Below are 14,634 nucleotides of genomic sequence, written 5' to 3'. Positions count from 1 at the left end.
CGATGCGGATCTGCGTGATCGGAGCCGGGATCGCCGGCACGTTGCTCGCTTGGCGCCTCCGCTCGTACCCGGCGGTCGAGGTCGACCTCGTCACCGGCGTACCGGGACCGGACGCGACCGCCGCGTCCGGCGGCGGGGTCCGGGGCTTCGAGACCCACCCGGAGCAGCGCCGGCTCGCTGTCGAGAGCCTGGCCGAGCTGTTCGAGACCCCCGGCCTGCTGGACCAGGCCGGCTACACCGAGACCGGTTCGACGTACCTGATGACCGGGTACGACGGGCTGGAGGACGCCGTCGCCGAGGTGGAGCACGTGCACCCCGGGTCCACCGAGCTCGTCGACGGGAGCACGCTGCGCCGCCTCGGCTGGCACGGGCTCCCCGACGGGACGGTCGGCGTACTGGAGAAGCGGGCCGGCTTCATCCGGCCCGACCAACTGCGGGCCCTGGTGATCGACCAGCTGGCCCGCTCCGAGAACAGCAGGGTCGTCACCGGCCCTGTGCTCGGGCTGGTTCCTCACCCCGACGGCTCGGTCACCTGTCGCACACCCAGCGGCAGTGACCGGTACGACGCCGTCGTGGTGGCAGCCGGCCCGTGGACGCCCGGACTGCTCACCGGCAATGCCTTGCCGGCCGACCAGTACCGGACGAAGGCGATCCAGGTCGCCGTGCACCGCGTGGCGGGAGCCCTCCCGACCATGTTCGTCGACGAGACCAGCGACCTGTACGGGCGCCCGACGGCAGACGGCGGTCTGCTGCTGGGCGTCGACACGCACCGCTGGTCCGTCCCTCCCGGCAGCAGCGCACCGCTCCACGACCTGACGGCCCAGGCCGTCCGGCTCGCGGGTGAGCGGCTGCCACACCTTCGGCTCTCGGTGACCGCGCACACGGTCACGAACGCCGACTGCTACGCCGATCCGCCGGTACTGACCCTCTGGTCGGTCCTCGGCAGCACCCATCGGCTCTTCACCTTCACCGGTGGGTCCGGCGGCAGCGTGAAAACCGCGCTGGCCGCTAGCCGGACGGCAGCGAACACGCTGCTCGGCACCGGAAAGAACACGCGCACCACCACTTCGCGGACGGAGAACAAGCGCATGACCATCATGGAACCAGGCACCAGACGCAGCACGCCGACGACCAGCCTGACCCGGTACCACACGATCGGGATCGGAGCCGGGCCGTCGAACCTGTCGCTGGCCGCCCTCTACAAGAACGTCACCACGGAGAAGCTGGCCCTGTTCGACTCCCGGCCGGTGGCCGGCTGGCACACGCCGCTGCTCTACCCGGGCGTCCGGATGCAGACCGGATGGATGAAGGACCTGGTGTCACTGGTCGACCCCCGGCACGAACTGACGTTCCTGAACTACCTGGTCACGTCCGGTCGGCTCTACGCGCTGATCAACTCCCAGTTCGACTCGCTCCCCCGGATCGAGTACGAGCGCTACCTGGCCTGGGCCACCGAGCGCCTCGGCGTGGTGAACTTCAGCTCGCGGGTGGACTCGATCGCGATCACCGGCGACGGCTTCGAGGTGTCCGTCGACGGTACGCCGGTCGCGGTCTCCGAGCACCTGGTCCTCGGCCTGGGCACCCGGCCGGTCTGGCCGGACTACGTGCGCAACCTGCCGTCCGGCCGCGCGTTCATCGCCGACGAGCTCGGCGTCCGGATGCCCGACCTGGAGCCGCACAAGGCCGACCCGGTCGCGGTCGTCGGCGGCGGCCAGACCGGTCTGGAGTGCGTGCTGCGCCTGCTCGGCTCCGGCTTCACCGACATCCGGTGGCTCGGCCGCAACCAGTGGTTCCGCAGCATCGACGACTCCCCGATGGCCAACGAGCTGTACCGCCCGTCGCACATCGAGTTCCTGCAGGGCCTGAACCGCAGCAAGCGCCGCGAGATGATCGTCGACTCCCGCTACAGCGGCGACGCGATCACCCCGGGCGGGCTCCGGGCGCTCTACCAGGGCAACTACGACGGCCTGCTGACGCTGGGCCGGTTCCCCGTGACGCTGCTGCCGGGTCGCGACGTCCTGTCGTCCGAGCTGCTCGCCGACGGAATGCTGCGGCTGAACTGCTCCACCACGGTCACCCCGGAGCACCACGACGTACGGCACGTCGTGGTCGCCGCCGGCCGCGAGCACGTGCAGGCGCCGTTCAGCGACGACCTGCGCGAGCGGATCGACTACGACGACGACGGCGAGATGCTGGTCGAGCCGGACTACTCGGTGCGCTGGAAGGGCATGAACGGCCACCGGATCTACTCGTTCAACGCCAGCCGCTACAGCCACGGCCTGACCAACGCCGGCCTGACCCAGCTGCCGGTCCGCGCCGCGATCGTGCTGAACTCGATGTTCGACCGGGAGATCTACCCGATCTCCGACGAGCTGTGCGCGGTGCAGTGGTGACCGCCGCCGCTTCCGAGCACCCGGTGGTCCCGGACGTCGACGGCGTCTGGTTCCGGCTGGTGGTCGACGACCCGGCCGGCGGCGCGCCGTACGGGCAGTACCACCGCGACAACGACCTGGTCTGGGCCGAGTTCTACGCCGGCGGCACGCTGCGCAGCGGCCGGCTCGTCGGTCACCTGCAGGACGACGGCTCGATCCGGGCCGCCTACTGCCTGCTCACCGCGGCCGGCGAGGTGGTCAGCGGCGAGTGCCTGAGCGTTCCCGAGTTCGATGCCCGGGGCAACATCCGGATCGCCGACCACTTCCGCCGCGGCGACGGCAGCAGCGGTGTCACCTACATCGAGCAGATCCCTGCTCCGGTCCGGGAGGCCTGAGATGAACCCCACCACCGAACGCCCGCACCTGCTCGTGGTGGCGACCGGAATGCGCCTGTTCCGGGAGTACATCCTGCGCTCGGTCGCGCCGCAGTACCGGATCCACATGTTCCTGAGCGCGGAGCCGACCTGGGAGAAGGAGTACCTCGAGGCCTGGACCGTGCTGGAGAGCACGCTCGACGCCGAGGCCCTGGTCGCCGCCGCGCAGAAGCTGAACGCCGAGCTGCCGATCGACGGCGTGCTCTGCTGGGACGAGGCCCGGATCCTGCAGACGGCGCACGTCGCCGCCGCGCTCGGCCTGCCGGGTGGTGACGTCGCGATGATCAACCGTTGCCGCGACAAGCACCTGACCCGGACGGCGCTCGCCGCCCAGGGCGTCCCGCAGCCGGAGTCCGTGCTGGTCGACACCGTCGACGACGCGCTCGCCACCGCCGACAAGCTCGGCTACCCGGTGATCCTCAAGCCCCGCGCGCTGGCCGCCAGCCTCGGCGTGGTGAAGGTGAACTCGGCCGACGAGCTGAAGGAGAACTGGGCCTTCGCCCACGACACGACCGTGCCGGAGGCGCCGCACTACGACGTCAAGGTGCTGGTCGAGGAGTTCGCCGACGGTTACGAGATCAGCATCGACGCGGCCGTCTTCCAGGGGCAGGTGGCGCCGTTCTGCCTGGCCCGCAAGGAGATCGGCTACCCGCCGTACGCCGAGGAGATCGGGCACTACGTCGACGCGGCCGACCCGTTGCTGGCCGACGAGCACCTGTTCCAGGTGCTGGCCGACGCGCACGCCGCGATCGAGTTCACCGACGGGATCACGCACACCGAGATCATGATGACCGCCGACGGCCCGAAGGTGATCGAGATCAACGCCCGGATCGGCGGCGACATGATCCCGTACCTCGGCCTGCAGGCGACCGGCGCCGACCCGGGCCTGGCCGCGGCCGCGGTCGCGACCGGACGTTCACCGGAGCTCGTGCCGGACCGGACGATGGTCGGCGGCGTGCGGTTCTTCTACGTCGACGAGAACGACACCGTGCTGGACTCGGTCTCCTTCGAGGAGGTCGACCTGCCGGCCACCATCGACCAACTGGTCCCGCTGATGGAGGCCGGCCAGACCACCAGTCCCCCGCCGGAAGGCACGCTGTGGGGCCGGATCGCCTACGTGACGGTGGTGGCGACGTCGATGGACGACTGCCGCGCCGGGCTCGACGCGGCCGAGAAGGCCCTGCGCTGGTCGGGCAAGGTCAAGAAGCCGGAGGAGGCAGCGTCATGACCGAAACCACGGAGGACACCGGAATCTGGGTGACCATCCGGGAAGCGCCCGTCGCGGTCAAAGCGCTGCTGATCGGCAACTTCGTCAACAAGCTCGGCTGGTTCCTGCAGGTCTTCCTGGTGCTGTTCCTGACCACGTCGAAGGGCTTCACCGACGTCCAGGCCGGTACGGCGCTGGGCGTGTACGGCGGCGGCACGGTCGTCGGTCTGATCATCGGCGGCTCGCTGTCGGACAAGATCGGGCCGCGGGCCGCCGTACTGATCAGCATGTTCGGCATGGCCGGGTTCGTGCTGGCGATCGCCTACGTGCCGAGCTACACGGCCGTCCTGATCGTGGTGGCGCTGGCCGGTGCGGTCGGGCAGTTCTACCGGCCCGCCTCGGCGGCGCTGCTGACCGAGCTGACCCCGAAGCACCGCCAGGTGATGATCTTCGCGGTCTACCGGTTGACGATGAACGTCGGCGCCACCGCCGCACCGCTGGTCGGCGCGGCGCTGGTCGCGATCTCGTGGGACCTGCTGTTCATCGGCGAGGCCCTGGCCGCGCTGGCCTACGCGGCGGTCGCGATCATCGCGCTGCCGAAGCGGCGGGGCGCTGCCGCTGCCGACGAGACCGTCCAGGACGCACCCGCCGAGTCTGTTGCTGCGGGCAACTACCTGAGCGTGCTGCGGGACTACAAGTACGTGCTGTTCCTGGTCTGCATGTTCATCAACGCCGCGATCTACATGCAGTACCTCGCGGTGCTGCCACTGCACATGAAGGCCGACGGGTTGTCGACCTGGTGGTTCAGCGCGGTCGTCGCGCTGAACGGGTTCATCGTGATCACCTGCGAGCTGCTGGTGACCAAGGTGGTCCAGCACTGGGCGCCCAAGCTGGTCGTGATCGCGGGCTTCGTCCTGCTCGGCGGCGGCCTGGCGTTCTACGCGCTGCCCGGCGGGGTGGCGATCTTCGTGATCGGCACGCTGCTGTGGACGCTGGCCGAGATCATCGCGGGCCCGACCATGTTCGCCTACCCGGGCATGGCCGCGCCACCAAAGCTGCTCGGCCGGTACGTCGGGTCCGCACACGCCATGTTCGGCCTGGGCTCCGCGCTCGGCCCGTTCCTCGGCGTGTGGGTCTGGAACAACTCCGGGACCGACGTGTGGCTGTGGTGCGGGCTCGCGGGCCTGATCGGGATCGTCCTGGCCGCCATCGGGATGCCCGGCAAGCCCATCGCGGTGAACGAGCCAGTAGTGGACATGACCCCGGCCACCGAGCCGCTGCCGAGCGAGACCTCGTAGTAGGAGAACTTGATGTCCAAATACACGATCATCGTGGACCCGTTGTCCACCGGGCAGGAATACCCTGCCGCCTTCAAGGAGGCCGGGCAGATCCCGGTCGCCGTCCTGAGCGGGCTCGAGCCGCCGCCGGCGTACACGACGAGCTGGCACCCGGACGACTTCGAGCACGTGCACCACTTCACCGGCGACGTGGCCGCGCTGGCCGAGGAGCTTCGGCAGTACGAGCCGGAGTACCTGATCCCCGGTGCCGAGAGTGGGGTCGAGCTGGCCGACCAACTGATCGAGATCCTGGTCCCGGGTACCGGCAACGTGCCGGAGCTGGCGTCCGCGCGGCGTGACAAGTGGGAGATGGCCGAGGCGCTGCGCGTCGCGGGTGTCCCCCGGCTGCGCCAGATCCGGACCGCCGACCCGGTCGAGGCCGAGCGCTGGCTGAAGGAGAACGACCTGCTCGGCCGCCGGCTGGTGATCAAGCCGCCGAAGAGCGCCGCCGGTGACGAGGTGTACGTCGTGTTCGAGGACGGCGACTGGCGCGAGCGGTTCGACCGGGTGCTCGGGCGGACCAACAAGATGGGCCTGGTCAACGACGCCGTCCTGATCCAGGAGTACGCCGAAGGCACCGAGTACCTGGTCGACAGCTACACCGTCGACGGCAAGCACTCGCTGGTCGACGTCTGCCGCTACACCAAGATCAGCCGCGGCGACAAGATCGGCATCTACCACCGGATCGACTTCCTCGCCGAGGACGACCCGGAGGTCCAGGCGCTCTGGCCGTACACGCAGCAGGTGCTCGACGCGGTCGGCATCCGGACCGGGTGCGGGCACGCCGAGGTGATGATGACCGCGGACGGGCCGCGGCTGATCGAGGTCGCGGCGCGGCCGGCCGGTGGTGGGCACCAGATGGTCAGCGAGCTGGCGACGGGTGACAACCACATCAAGCGGACGGTCGCGCACCGGGTGCGCGGCGAGGTGCGCGACGGGTTCGACCTGGTGCAGCACCTGCGGGGGATCTTCGTCTCGGCGTACCGGGACGGGTACTTCCGCAACCGCGAGGTGTTCGACGACGCCCCGAGCCTGAAGTCGTTCCACTGGATGTCGATCCTGCACGAACCGGACGCGGTTGTCCCCGAGACCGTCGACCTGTTCACCTGCCTGGCCTGGGTGATCCTGATCCACAGCGACCCGCAGACCCTCGACGACGACTACCGCCGCGTGCTGGAGATGGAGGCCGCGATCGTCATCGACGCCCCGTAGGACCTGACGCGGGATCAGCCTTGACCCCCCAGTCGATCCGCTGATTCCCACGCTGCTGGGCCTGGGCATTCGCCCGGGCCCAGCAGCGGTCCACAGCTGTTCACCTCAGGTCGGCACACTCGCTCGCATGAGCCTGAGCCATCTGGTGAGCACCCGACGAGGCCTCTTCGCCTACTGCGCCGCCTCCGTCGTCCACGTCGCCGCCGTCGCCCTCGACGTGAAGATCCTTCGGCAAGCCAGCAAGGCCACCCTCATGCCGCTCCTGCTCGCCTGGTCCCGCACCCGCGAGGCCCCACCGCTGCTCCAGGGCGCACTGCTGGCCTCGGCGGCCGGCGATCTGTTGCTGGAGACCGAGCTGCAGTCAGCAGGCATCGCCGCCTTCGCCGCCGCCCACGCCTGCTACCTCGCGCTCATGCTGCCCGAGTCCACCCAGCGTTCCTGGCGCGTCGTCGCGGCGTACGGCGCCCTCTGGGCCGCCCTGGTCGCGGTCCTGTCCCGCGGCCTCGGCTCCCAGCGCGTTCCGGTCGCGGCGTACGCCTTGTTGCTCACGGCAACGGCTGTCGTGTCCCGCTGGCACAACCCGCGCAGCGGCGCCGGCGGCGCGCTGTTCCTGGTCTCGGACGCGCTGATCGCGCTCCGGCTGGCCGGGCACGACTTCCCGGGCCGGAGCGCGCTCACGATGGCGACGTACGCCGGAGGCCAGTACCTGCTGACCTCCGGCGTCACGCGTCAGCGCTCGACGACTAGCGCCTACGGCGCCACGGCCCGGTGATCGCGTAGGTGATGCCCGGGTCGTAGATGTTGAAGAACATCGTCCGCCCGTCGGCCGAGAACCCGACCCCGGTCAGCTCCCCGAAGGCCGGCTCCTCCGGCGTCCCGTTGTTGACCCGGTTCTTGGCGAACTTGAAGACCTCGCCGTCCTCGGTCGTGCCGAGCATGTGCTGGTCGCCGATCCCGTCCTCGCACATCATCAGCCCGCCGTACGGCGACATCGTGATGTTGTCCGGAGCATCGAACTCGGGGTTGTCCGACCCGGGCGCCGGCCGGGTGAAGATCACCTCGAGCCGCAGCGTCCTGCGGCGCGGGTCGTACTTCCAGACCTGCCCGTCGTGGTCGACCTTCGGCCCGAGGTCGGTCCGCGCGAACGACGACACGAAGTACGCGCAGCGGTCCCGCTCACCCCACCAGGCGCCTTCGAGCTTGTACCCGCCGGTGATCGGCTTGGCGTAGTCCTGCGCGCGCACCGACTCGGTGGTGGCCAGCGGGTCGGGCACCTTCACCCACTGCACGTTGCGGAACTCGGTGCCCGCCTCCTGGACGACGGACAGGTCCGGCAGGTCCGGGATGTGCATCGCCTGCAGCTCACCACCGGCGCGCAGGCTGCCCCAGCCGCCACGCGGCCGGTTCGGCAGGAACCGGTAGAACCCGCCGAGCGGCGCGACGAACGCGTCCTCGGTCTCGTAGACGATGCCGGTCGACGGGTCGATCGCGACCGCCTCGTGCTGGAACCGGCCCATCGCCTTCAGCGGGACGGGGTTGCGGTTGCGGCGGTCGTCGTACGGGTCGACCTCGAAGATGAAGCCGTGGTCCTTGGTGTAGCCGCGGGTGCCGGCCTTGTCCTCGGTCTCCTCGCACGTCAGCCAGGTGCGCCACGGGGTCTTGCCGCCGGAGCAGTTGATCGCCGTACCGCCGAGGGCGACGAACTCCTTGGTCGTGTGGTTGTGCCGGTCCACGATCAGCGTGCTGTTGCCGCCGCCCGCGCCCGGGTCGTAGGTGCGCTCGGCCGGGCCCTTCACCGGGATCGGGGCGTCCGGGTAGCACTCGTGGTTGCGCACCAGCCGCGACCCGCCGTGCCGGTCCGGGAACGCGCCCATCCCGTCGAACCGGCTCGGGATCGTTCCGCCGTCGGGCCGCTTGGTGCCCTCCCGCGACAGGATCTGGTACTTGAACCCGCGAGGCAGGTCGAGCATGCCCAACGGGTCCTCGATCAGCGGCCCGTACCCGATCTTCGGACCCGAGGTGCCGAGGGCAGGTTCGGCGGTGAACAACGCCTCCACCGACCCCGCCACACTGACCGCAACACCGGCCGCGGCCGCTCGCGCGACGAACTGACGCCTGGACAGGGGATTGTCTACGGACACGGCGGATCCTCCTTGTGAGTACAAGCAGTTGTCGCCAGTGAACGTACGGTAAACAACAACCAAACTTCAAGAGAACGAGTGTCAGGAACTCACGGTGACGACCGGTTCCGCCGCCTCCGGGCGACGCTTCGCCCGCGCTGGGATCAGAGCGAGCGGACCCAGTTGGCCAGGAGCTCGGCGCCGGCGTCGCCGGACTTCTCCGGGTGGAACTGGGTCGCCGTCAGCGGCCCGTTCTCGACCGCGGCGACGAACCGGTCCTCGCCGTACGACGTCCAGGTGACCTTCGGGGTGACGGACTCCCGCGTGTCCGTGAGCGCCCACTCGCGGACGCCGTACGAGTGCACGAAGTAGAAGCGCTCCTTGTCGATCCCCTCGAACAGCGTGCTGCCGTCCGGGACGTCGACCGTGTTCCACCCCATGTGCGGAACCGGCTCGCCGGCGTGCGGCCGGAGGCGCTCGACCGTGCCGGGCCACTGCTCGCAGCCCTCGGTCTCGACGCCGTGCTCGATACCCTTGGCGAACAGGATCTGCAGACCGACGCAGATCCCGAGCACCGGGCGGCCGCCGGTCAGCCGCCGGTCCACGACGACGTCACCGCGGACCGCCCTCAGGCCCGTCATACAGGCTTCGAACGCGCCGACGCCGGGGACCAGCAGGCCGTCCGCATCGAGGGCCTGCTGGTAGTCGGCCGTGACGGTGACGTCCGCACCGACGCGCTGCAGCGCCCGCTCACCGGACCGGATGTTGCCCGATCCGTAGTCCAGCAGGACGACCTTCTTGCTCACAGGGCGCCTTTGGTGGATGGGATTCCCGGCTGCCGCGGGTCGTGCTCGGCCGCGTCGCGCAGCGCTCGCGCGAAGGCCTTGAACTGCGCCTCGACGATGTGGTGCGGGTCGCGCCCGGACAGCACGCGAACGTGGATGCAGATCGCGGCGTTGAACGCGAGCGTCTCGAACACGTGCTGAGTCAGCGATCCGGCGTAGTCGCCGCCAATGATCGCGTAGACCTGGCCGTCGGGCTCGCCGGTGTGCACGCAGTACGGCCGGCCGGACAGGTCGACCGTGCAGTGCACGAGCGCCTCGTCGAGCGGCACGGTCGCGTCACCGAACCGGCGGATGCCCTTCTTGTCACCGAGCGCTTCCTTGAGCGCCTGGCCGATGCCGATCGCGGTGTCCTCGACGGTGTGGTGCGCGTCGATCTCCAGGTCGCCGACCGTGTTCACGTGCAGGTCGAGCAGCGCGTGCTTGGCCAGCGCATTGAGCATGTGGTCGTAGAAGCCGACCCCGGTGGAGATGTCGGCCCGGCCGGTGCCGTCGAGGTCGAGCTCGACCAGCACCTTCGACTCACTGGTCTCCCGGTCGATACGGGCAGTGCGGCTCATGTTTGCCTTCCGATGTCGGACTTGAGCACCTTCTCCAGGGACGCGCGGAACGCGGCCATCTCGCCACCGGCGCCGATCGAGACCCGCAGCCAGCCGTCCGGGCCGGTCTCACGGATCAGTACGCCGTCGTCGAGCAGCGCCTGCCAGACCGCGTGCCGGTCGGCGAACGTCCCGAACAGGACGAAGTTCGCGTCCGAGTCGACCGCTTTGAGGCCCTGCGCCCGTAGCCAGTCGACCGTCTCGTCCCGCTCGACGCGCAGTTGGTCGACGCGGCCGAGCAGCTCGTCGGAGTGCCGCAGCGCTGCCCGCGCGACCGCCTGGGTCACCGCGGACAGGTGGTACGGCAGCCGGACGATCCGCAGCGCGTCGACCAGTTGCTTGCTCGCGGCAAGGTAACCGACCCGGGCACCCGCCAGCGCGAACGCCTTCGAGGTGGTCCGGGCGACGGCCAGGTTCGGGTACGACGGGAGCAGGCTGGTCGCACTCGGCGTCCCGGCGCGGCGGAACTCGGCGTACGCCTCGTCGACGACCAGGACGGCCCCGATCGACGCCGTCCGGCCGGCCACGGCTTCGACCAGCTGGATCGGCAGCGCCGTACCGGTCGGGTTGTTCGGTGAGGCGAGCAGCACGACCGACGGGCGGTGCCGCGAGATCGCGGCCAGCGCCTTGCTCTGGTCGAGCGTGAAGTCGTGCGACCGCCGGCCGACCACCCAGCCGGTGTTGGTGTCGCGGGCGTACTCCGGGTACATCGAGTACGTCGGCGCGAACGACAGCGCCGTCCGGCCGGGCCCGCCGAAGGCCTGAAGGAGATGCAGCATGACCTCGTTGGACCCGTTGGCCGCCCAGATCTGCTCGGCGGTCAGCCGGGCGCCGGACTCGCGACCCAGGTACGCGGCCAGGTCGGCACGCAGGGCCAGGAAGTCGCGGTCGGGATAGCGGTTCAGCCCGCGCGCGGCCTCGGCGACCGACGCGGTGATGTCCGCGACGACCGCGTCGCTCGGCGGGTACGGGTTTTCGTTGACGTTGAGCAGGAACGGCACGTCGAGCTGCGGCGCGCCGTACGGTTCGAACGCCTTGAGCTCTTCACGCAACGGCAGCCCGTCGAAGCGCGCCATCAGCTGTCCCCCGCAGACTGCGCGGTCCCGGCGACGTCCATCGCGGATGCGGGGGCCGCAGTCTCAGGGAAGCGTGCGGACACCGCGGCACCGTGGGCGGGCAGGTCCTCGGCGTTCGCCAGTGCGACAACGTGTCCGGCAACCTCCTGCAACGCGTCACGCGTGTAGTTGACGACGTGCATCGCCTTCAGGAAACTGCGCACCGACAGACCGGACGAGTGGCACGCGCAGCCCGCGGTGGGCAGCACGTGGTTCGACCCGGCGCAGTAGTCACCCAGCGAAACCGGCGACCACCCACCAACGAAGATCGCACCGGCGTTGTTGATCAGCCCGGCCCGCTCCTCGGCGTCCTCGGTCTGGATCTCCAAGTGCTCAGCGGCGTACGCGTCCACCAGGGCAGTCCCCTGGTCGAGGTCGTCGACCAGGACGATGGCGGACTGCTGCCCACCCAGCGCCTCGGTCACCCGCTCCGCGTGCTTGGTCGTGGCAACCTGCCTCGGCAGTTCGGCTGCGACCGCGGCCGCCAGCGACTCACTCGGCGTCACCAGCACGCTGGCCGCCATCGGGTCGTGCTCGGCCTGACTGATCAGGTCCGCGGCGACGTGCACAGGGTCGGCCGTGCCATCGGCCAGTACGGCGATCTCGGTCGGGCCGGCCTCGGAGTCGATCCCGACCTGCCCGAGCAGGAACCGCTTCGCGGCAACGACGTAGATGTTGCCCGGACCCGTGATCAGGTTGACCTTCCGGCACCCCGTGACACCAGCACCGAAGCCGTACGCGAACCCGGCGATCGCCTGCGCGCCGCCCATCGCGTACACCTCGTCGATCCCGAGCATCGCGCAGACCGCGAGCACCGTCGGGTGCGGCAACCCACCGAACTCCTTCTGCGGCGGCGACGCCACAGCCAGCGACGGCACGCCGGCGACCTGAGCCGGTACGACGTTCATCACGACGCTGGACGCCAGCGGGGCACGCCCGCCCGGCACGTACAGCCCGACGCGCTGCACCGGAACGAGCCGCTGCGTGACCCGCCCACCCGGCGCGGGCTCGGACGCGACGTCGCCGCCGAGCTCGTCCTGGCTGACCTCGCGCACGCGACGGATCGACTCCTCGAAGGCGAGCCGCACGGTCGGGTCGAGTCCTTCCAGCGCGGTCTTCAGCGCGTCGGCCGGCACCCGCACGTCCTCGACGCGGACCTGGTCGAACTTCTCGCCGTACTCCCTGATCGCCTCGAGACCACGATGCCGGACGTCCAGACAGATCGGTCGGACGACGTCGAGAGCCTTCTCGACGTCGAACACGGCTCGGGGCACCAGGGCGTGAACTTCGGCAGGGAGATCGTTGAGCTCTCCGGCCGCCACTCGGCCCCGCAGGTCGACGCGGCGAATCATGGACCCCAGTCTAGTGGTCCCACCAGTTGTGCCGTGGCTCGGCGTACAACCTGTGGATGGTTGCCCTAGGCTCGACCTCATGGACTCTCGGCTGCCGCTGCTCACCGTCGAGACGGTGATCTTTCCGGGGCTGGTGCTCCCACTGCCGATCACGGACGCCCAGGGGCGTTCGGTGATCCGCGACCTGGTCGAGAACGGCGGCGAGATGGCCTGCGGCGCGATCGCGGTCCGGGACGGGTACGAGCTGGGCGACCGGGTCTTCCGTTCGCTGTACGGCACCGGCTGCGCGGCCACCATCTCCGAGATCACCCTCGACCCCGCCGACGACGGCCCGGTCGAGGTCACGCTGACCGGCAACCGCCGCTTCAAGGTCGACGAGCTGGACAGCGGCGGCGACTACCTGGTCGCCGACGTCGAGTGGCTCGACGAGGAGCTCGGCGACGACCCGCTCGGTACGGCGACGATCGCCGTCGAACGCTTCCGCCGCTACGCCGCCGCCGTCACCGAGATCTCCCGCCCCGGCCTGCACATCGGCTCGCTCCCCGACGACCCCAGCACCCTGTCGTACCTGATGTCGGCCGCCACCACCCTGCTCACCCCCGAACGCCAGAAGCTGCTCGAGGCCCCCGACACCACCACCCGCCTCGCCCAGCTGATCGGCCTCCTCGACGCCGAGCTGATCGCGATGAAGGCCATCCCATCGCTCCCGGACACCGAGATGTCCTGGTCCACGATGAACCCGAACTGACCTGCCTCCCCCAGACGGGTTCGGTCCGCGCGCCGACGGCTGGTGAGTTGAATCCCACCTCGGTATGCTCTTGGTATGAGTAAACAGATCACCGTACGCCTGCCCGACGAGTTGGTGGACTTCATGGACCGCCTCGTCGACGACCACAAAGCACCCTCCCGCGCCTCGGTCGTGGCCCGCGCGATGGAACGCGAACGCCGCCGCGAGCTGGCCGTCCGCGACCTCGCCCTACTCGCCGAGCACGGCGAACCCTCCGACCTCGACGGCCTGGCCGCCACCGCCGCCGGAACCGTGCTCACCGACCTCGACTGATGCGCCCCATCCACATCGCCCGCCTCGACAAGCCCCGCCCCGTAGTGGTCCTCACCCGCGAACTGATCCGCCCCCGCCTCACCAACGTGACGGTCGCCCCCATCACCAGCACCATCCGCGGCCTGTCCACCGAAATCCTGGTCGGCCCCCAGAACGGCCTCGACCACCCCAGCGCCATCAGCTGCGACAACATCCAAACCATCCCCAAAGCCCAACTGGGCCGTCTGATCGGCTACGTCCTCCCCGACCAGGAACCGTCGCTGGCCGAAGCCATCACCCTGGCCTTCGACCTGGAACTCCTGTGAGCCCACGCTGACCCCCCGCGCCTACTGGGCCCGAACCCCACGCTGAATCCCCGCACCTACTGGGCCGGAACCCCACGCTGAATCCCCGCGCCTACTGGGCTGAACCCCACGCTGAATCCCCGCGTGAACCGGCGCTAGATTCCCCATGCGCCGCCTGGCGGCCGCGCGACCCCGGTCCGACCCCGCGCTGATTCCCGTGTGACCCCGGCCGAACTCCGCGCCGATGGAGATCTCCGGTGACACACCGGCCGCAAGGAGTACAAGAACCGCGCTCACGAGCTGGTCGGCCAGTCCCCACCCGGCCCCGGCCTGAACCCGCGCTGATTCCCCGCTCGCCCCCGAGCCACCACCGCCGCGCAGACCTCGCACGACCCCCATCCACCTCGCCGCGGTGAACCTTTCACGCGGGTCACCCAGGAAGCCACCTGACTCCCCCGACCGACTCACCAACCTCGAGCCCCCGGTAAACCCTCTCCACCCAAGCCCCACGACCTCGTCTGTTCCCTCCACTGCTTCCCTGTTCGACGACTAACGCGATGTACCGCATCAGTCGTCAAACAACGAAGCAGTCGTGCTGGTGCCCACCCGGTGGTGCCCGCGTGGTGGTGCCCGCGTGGTGGTGCCCGCGTGGTGGTGCCCGCGTGGTGGTGCCCGCGTGGTGGTGCCCGCGTGGTGGTGG

The 14,634-nt window shown here is 70.0% G+C and carries 14 protein-coding genes; 9 read left to right on the top strand and 5 right to left on the bottom strand.

Features of this window, described 5'->3' with window-relative positions; genetic code table 11:
* Positions 1–2 precede the first annotated feature (2 nt).
* From ACLQ2O_RS32530 to ACLQ2O_RS32505, 6 genes are all read left to right on the top strand, one after another.
* Positions 3–2,393 (top strand): FAD-dependent oxidoreductase, encoded by a 2,391-nt coding sequence (locus tag ACLQ2O_RS32530; protein WP_425839292.1) that lies wholly within the window; start codon positions 3–5, stop codon positions 2,391–2,393.
* Positions 2,390–2,767 carry a hypothetical protein gene (locus tag ACLQ2O_RS32525; RefSeq protein ID WP_425839290.1) on the top strand — a complete coding sequence of 126 codons (378 nt, stop codon included), beginning with the start codon at positions 2,390–2,392 and terminating at the stop codon, positions 2,765–2,767. The genes ACLQ2O_RS32530 and ACLQ2O_RS32525 overlap by 4 nt, the downstream gene beginning before the upstream one ends.
* A gap of 1 nt (position 2,768) precedes the next feature.
* Positions 2,769–4,034 (top strand): ATP-grasp domain-containing protein, encoded by a 1,266-nt coding sequence (locus ACLQ2O_RS32520; RefSeq protein ID WP_425839287.1) that lies wholly within the window; start codon positions 2,769–2,771, stop codon positions 4,032–4,034.
* The gene (locus ACLQ2O_RS32515; protein WP_425839284.1) at positions 4,031–5,311 is read left to right on the top strand and encodes an MFS transporter; all 1,281 of its coding nucleotides are present in this window, start codon (positions 4,031–4,033) and stop codon (positions 5,309–5,311) included. The genes ACLQ2O_RS32520 and ACLQ2O_RS32515 overlap by 4 nt, the downstream gene beginning before the upstream one ends.
* A gap of 12 nt (positions 5,312–5,323) precedes the next feature.
* The gene (locus tag ACLQ2O_RS32510) at positions 5,324–6,562 is read left to right on the top strand and encodes an ATP-grasp domain-containing protein (protein WP_425839282.1); all 1,239 of its coding nucleotides are present in this window, start codon (positions 5,324–5,326) and stop codon (positions 6,560–6,562) included.
* A gap of 127 nt (positions 6,563–6,689) precedes the next feature.
* Positions 6,690–7,334, top strand: a complete 645-nt coding sequence (locus ACLQ2O_RS32505; RefSeq protein ID WP_425839280.1) for a lysoplasmalogenase family protein — start codon at positions 6,690–6,692, stop codon at positions 7,332–7,334.
* Here ACLQ2O_RS32505 and ACLQ2O_RS32500 read toward each other — a convergent pair.
* From ACLQ2O_RS32500 to hisD, 5 genes are all read right to left on the bottom strand, one after another.
* A complete protein-coding gene (locus tag ACLQ2O_RS32500) occupies positions 7,306–8,703 on the bottom strand; it encodes an alkaline phosphatase PhoX (RefSeq protein WP_425839277.1) in 1,398 nt (465 codons plus the stop codon). The two genes, ACLQ2O_RS32505 and ACLQ2O_RS32500, sit on opposite strands and share 29 nt — an antisense overlap.
* Before the next feature lie 143 nt (positions 8,704–8,846).
* A complete protein-coding gene (hisH, locus tag ACLQ2O_RS32495; RefSeq protein ID WP_425839274.1) occupies positions 8,847–9,488 on the bottom strand; it encodes an imidazole glycerol phosphate synthase subunit HisH in 642 nt (213 codons plus the stop codon).
* Entirely contained in the window at positions 9,485–10,084 is a 600-nt protein-coding gene (gene hisB / locus ACLQ2O_RS32490; RefSeq protein ID WP_425839271.1) for an imidazoleglycerol-phosphate dehydratase HisB, read from the bottom strand. The genes hisH and hisB overlap by 4 nt, the downstream gene beginning before the upstream one ends.
* Entirely contained in the window at positions 10,081–11,199 is a 1,119-nt protein-coding gene (locus ACLQ2O_RS32485) for a histidinol-phosphate transaminase (RefSeq protein WP_425839268.1), read from the bottom strand. Before ACLQ2O_RS32485 ends, hisB begins: the two co-directional genes overlap by 4 nt.
* Positions 11,199–12,590: a histidinol dehydrogenase gene (gene hisD / locus ACLQ2O_RS32480; protein WP_425839265.1), complete on the bottom strand. Its 1,392-nt coding sequence runs from the start codon at positions 12,588–12,590 to the stop codon at positions 11,199–11,201. The genes ACLQ2O_RS32485 and hisD overlap by 1 nt, the downstream gene beginning before the upstream one ends.
* Before the next feature lie 79 nt (positions 12,591–12,669).
* On the opposite strand from hisD, the gene ACLQ2O_RS32475 reads away from it, so the two are divergent.
* From ACLQ2O_RS32475 to ACLQ2O_RS32465, 3 genes are all read left to right on the top strand, one after another.
* Positions 12,670–13,338 (top strand): LON peptidase substrate-binding domain-containing protein, encoded by a 669-nt coding sequence (locus ACLQ2O_RS32475; protein WP_425839262.1) that lies wholly within the window; start codon positions 12,670–12,672, stop codon positions 13,336–13,338.
* A gap of 75 nt (positions 13,339–13,413) precedes the next feature.
* On the top strand, positions 13,414–13,650 hold the full coding sequence (locus tag ACLQ2O_RS32470) for a ribbon-helix-helix domain-containing protein (RefSeq protein WP_425839259.1): 237 nt from the start codon (positions 13,414–13,416) through the stop codon (positions 13,648–13,650).
* Entirely contained in the window at positions 13,650–13,955 is a 306-nt protein-coding gene (locus ACLQ2O_RS32465) for a type II toxin-antitoxin system PemK/MazF family toxin (protein WP_425839256.1), read from the top strand. The genes ACLQ2O_RS32470 and ACLQ2O_RS32465 overlap by 1 nt, the downstream gene beginning before the upstream one ends.
* The last annotated feature ends 679 nt before the right edge of the window (positions 13,956–14,634 follow it).

The sequence above is a fragment of the Kribbella sp. DT2 genome (assembly GCF_049844575.1).
Lineage (GTDB): Bacteria > Actinomycetota > Actinomycetes > Propionibacteriales > Kribbellaceae > Kribbella.
This window is presented reverse-complemented; position numbering and strand designations above follow the sequence as displayed.

Excerpts from the sequence above, each read along its gene's own strand:
- ACLQ2O_RS32485 (WP_425839268.1), bottom strand. The coding sequence starts at position 11,199 with ATGGCGCGCTTCGACGGGCTGCCGTTGCGTGAAGAGCTCAAGGCGTTC.
- ACLQ2O_RS32510 (WP_425839282.1), top strand. The coding sequence starts at position 5,324 with ATGTCCAAATACACGATCATCGTGGACCCGTTGTCCACCGGGCAGGAA.
- ACLQ2O_RS32530 (WP_425839292.1), top strand. The coding sequence starts at position 3 with ATGCGGATCTGCGTGATCGGAGCCGGGATCGCCGGCACGTTGCTCGCT.
- hisB (WP_425839271.1), bottom strand. The coding sequence starts at position 10,084 with ATGAGCCGCACTGCCCGTATCGACCGGGAGACCAGTGAGTCGAAGGTG.
- ACLQ2O_RS32470 (WP_425839259.1), top strand. The coding sequence starts at position 13,414 with ATGAGTAAACAGATCACCGTACGCCTGCCCGACGAGTTGGTGGACTTC.
- ACLQ2O_RS32520 (WP_425839287.1), top strand. The coding sequence starts at position 2,769 with ATGAACCCCACCACCGAACGCCCGCACCTGCTCGTGGTGGCGACCGGA.
- ACLQ2O_RS32465 (WP_425839256.1), top strand. The coding sequence starts at position 13,650 with ATGCGCCCCATCCACATCGCCCGCCTCGACAAGCCCCGCCCCGTAGTG.
- ACLQ2O_RS32505 (WP_425839280.1), top strand. The coding sequence starts at position 6,690 with ATGAGCCTGAGCCATCTGGTGAGCACCCGACGAGGCCTCTTCGCCTAC.
- ACLQ2O_RS32515 (WP_425839284.1), top strand. The coding sequence starts at position 4,031 with ATGACCGAAACCACGGAGGACACCGGAATCTGGGTGACCATCCGGGAA.
- hisD (WP_425839265.1), bottom strand. The coding sequence starts at position 12,590 with ATGATTCGCCGCGTCGACCTGCGGGGCCGAGTGGCGGCCGGAGAGCTC.
- ACLQ2O_RS32475 (WP_425839262.1), top strand. The coding sequence starts at position 12,670 with ATGGACTCTCGGCTGCCGCTGCTCACCGTCGAGACGGTGATCTTTCCG.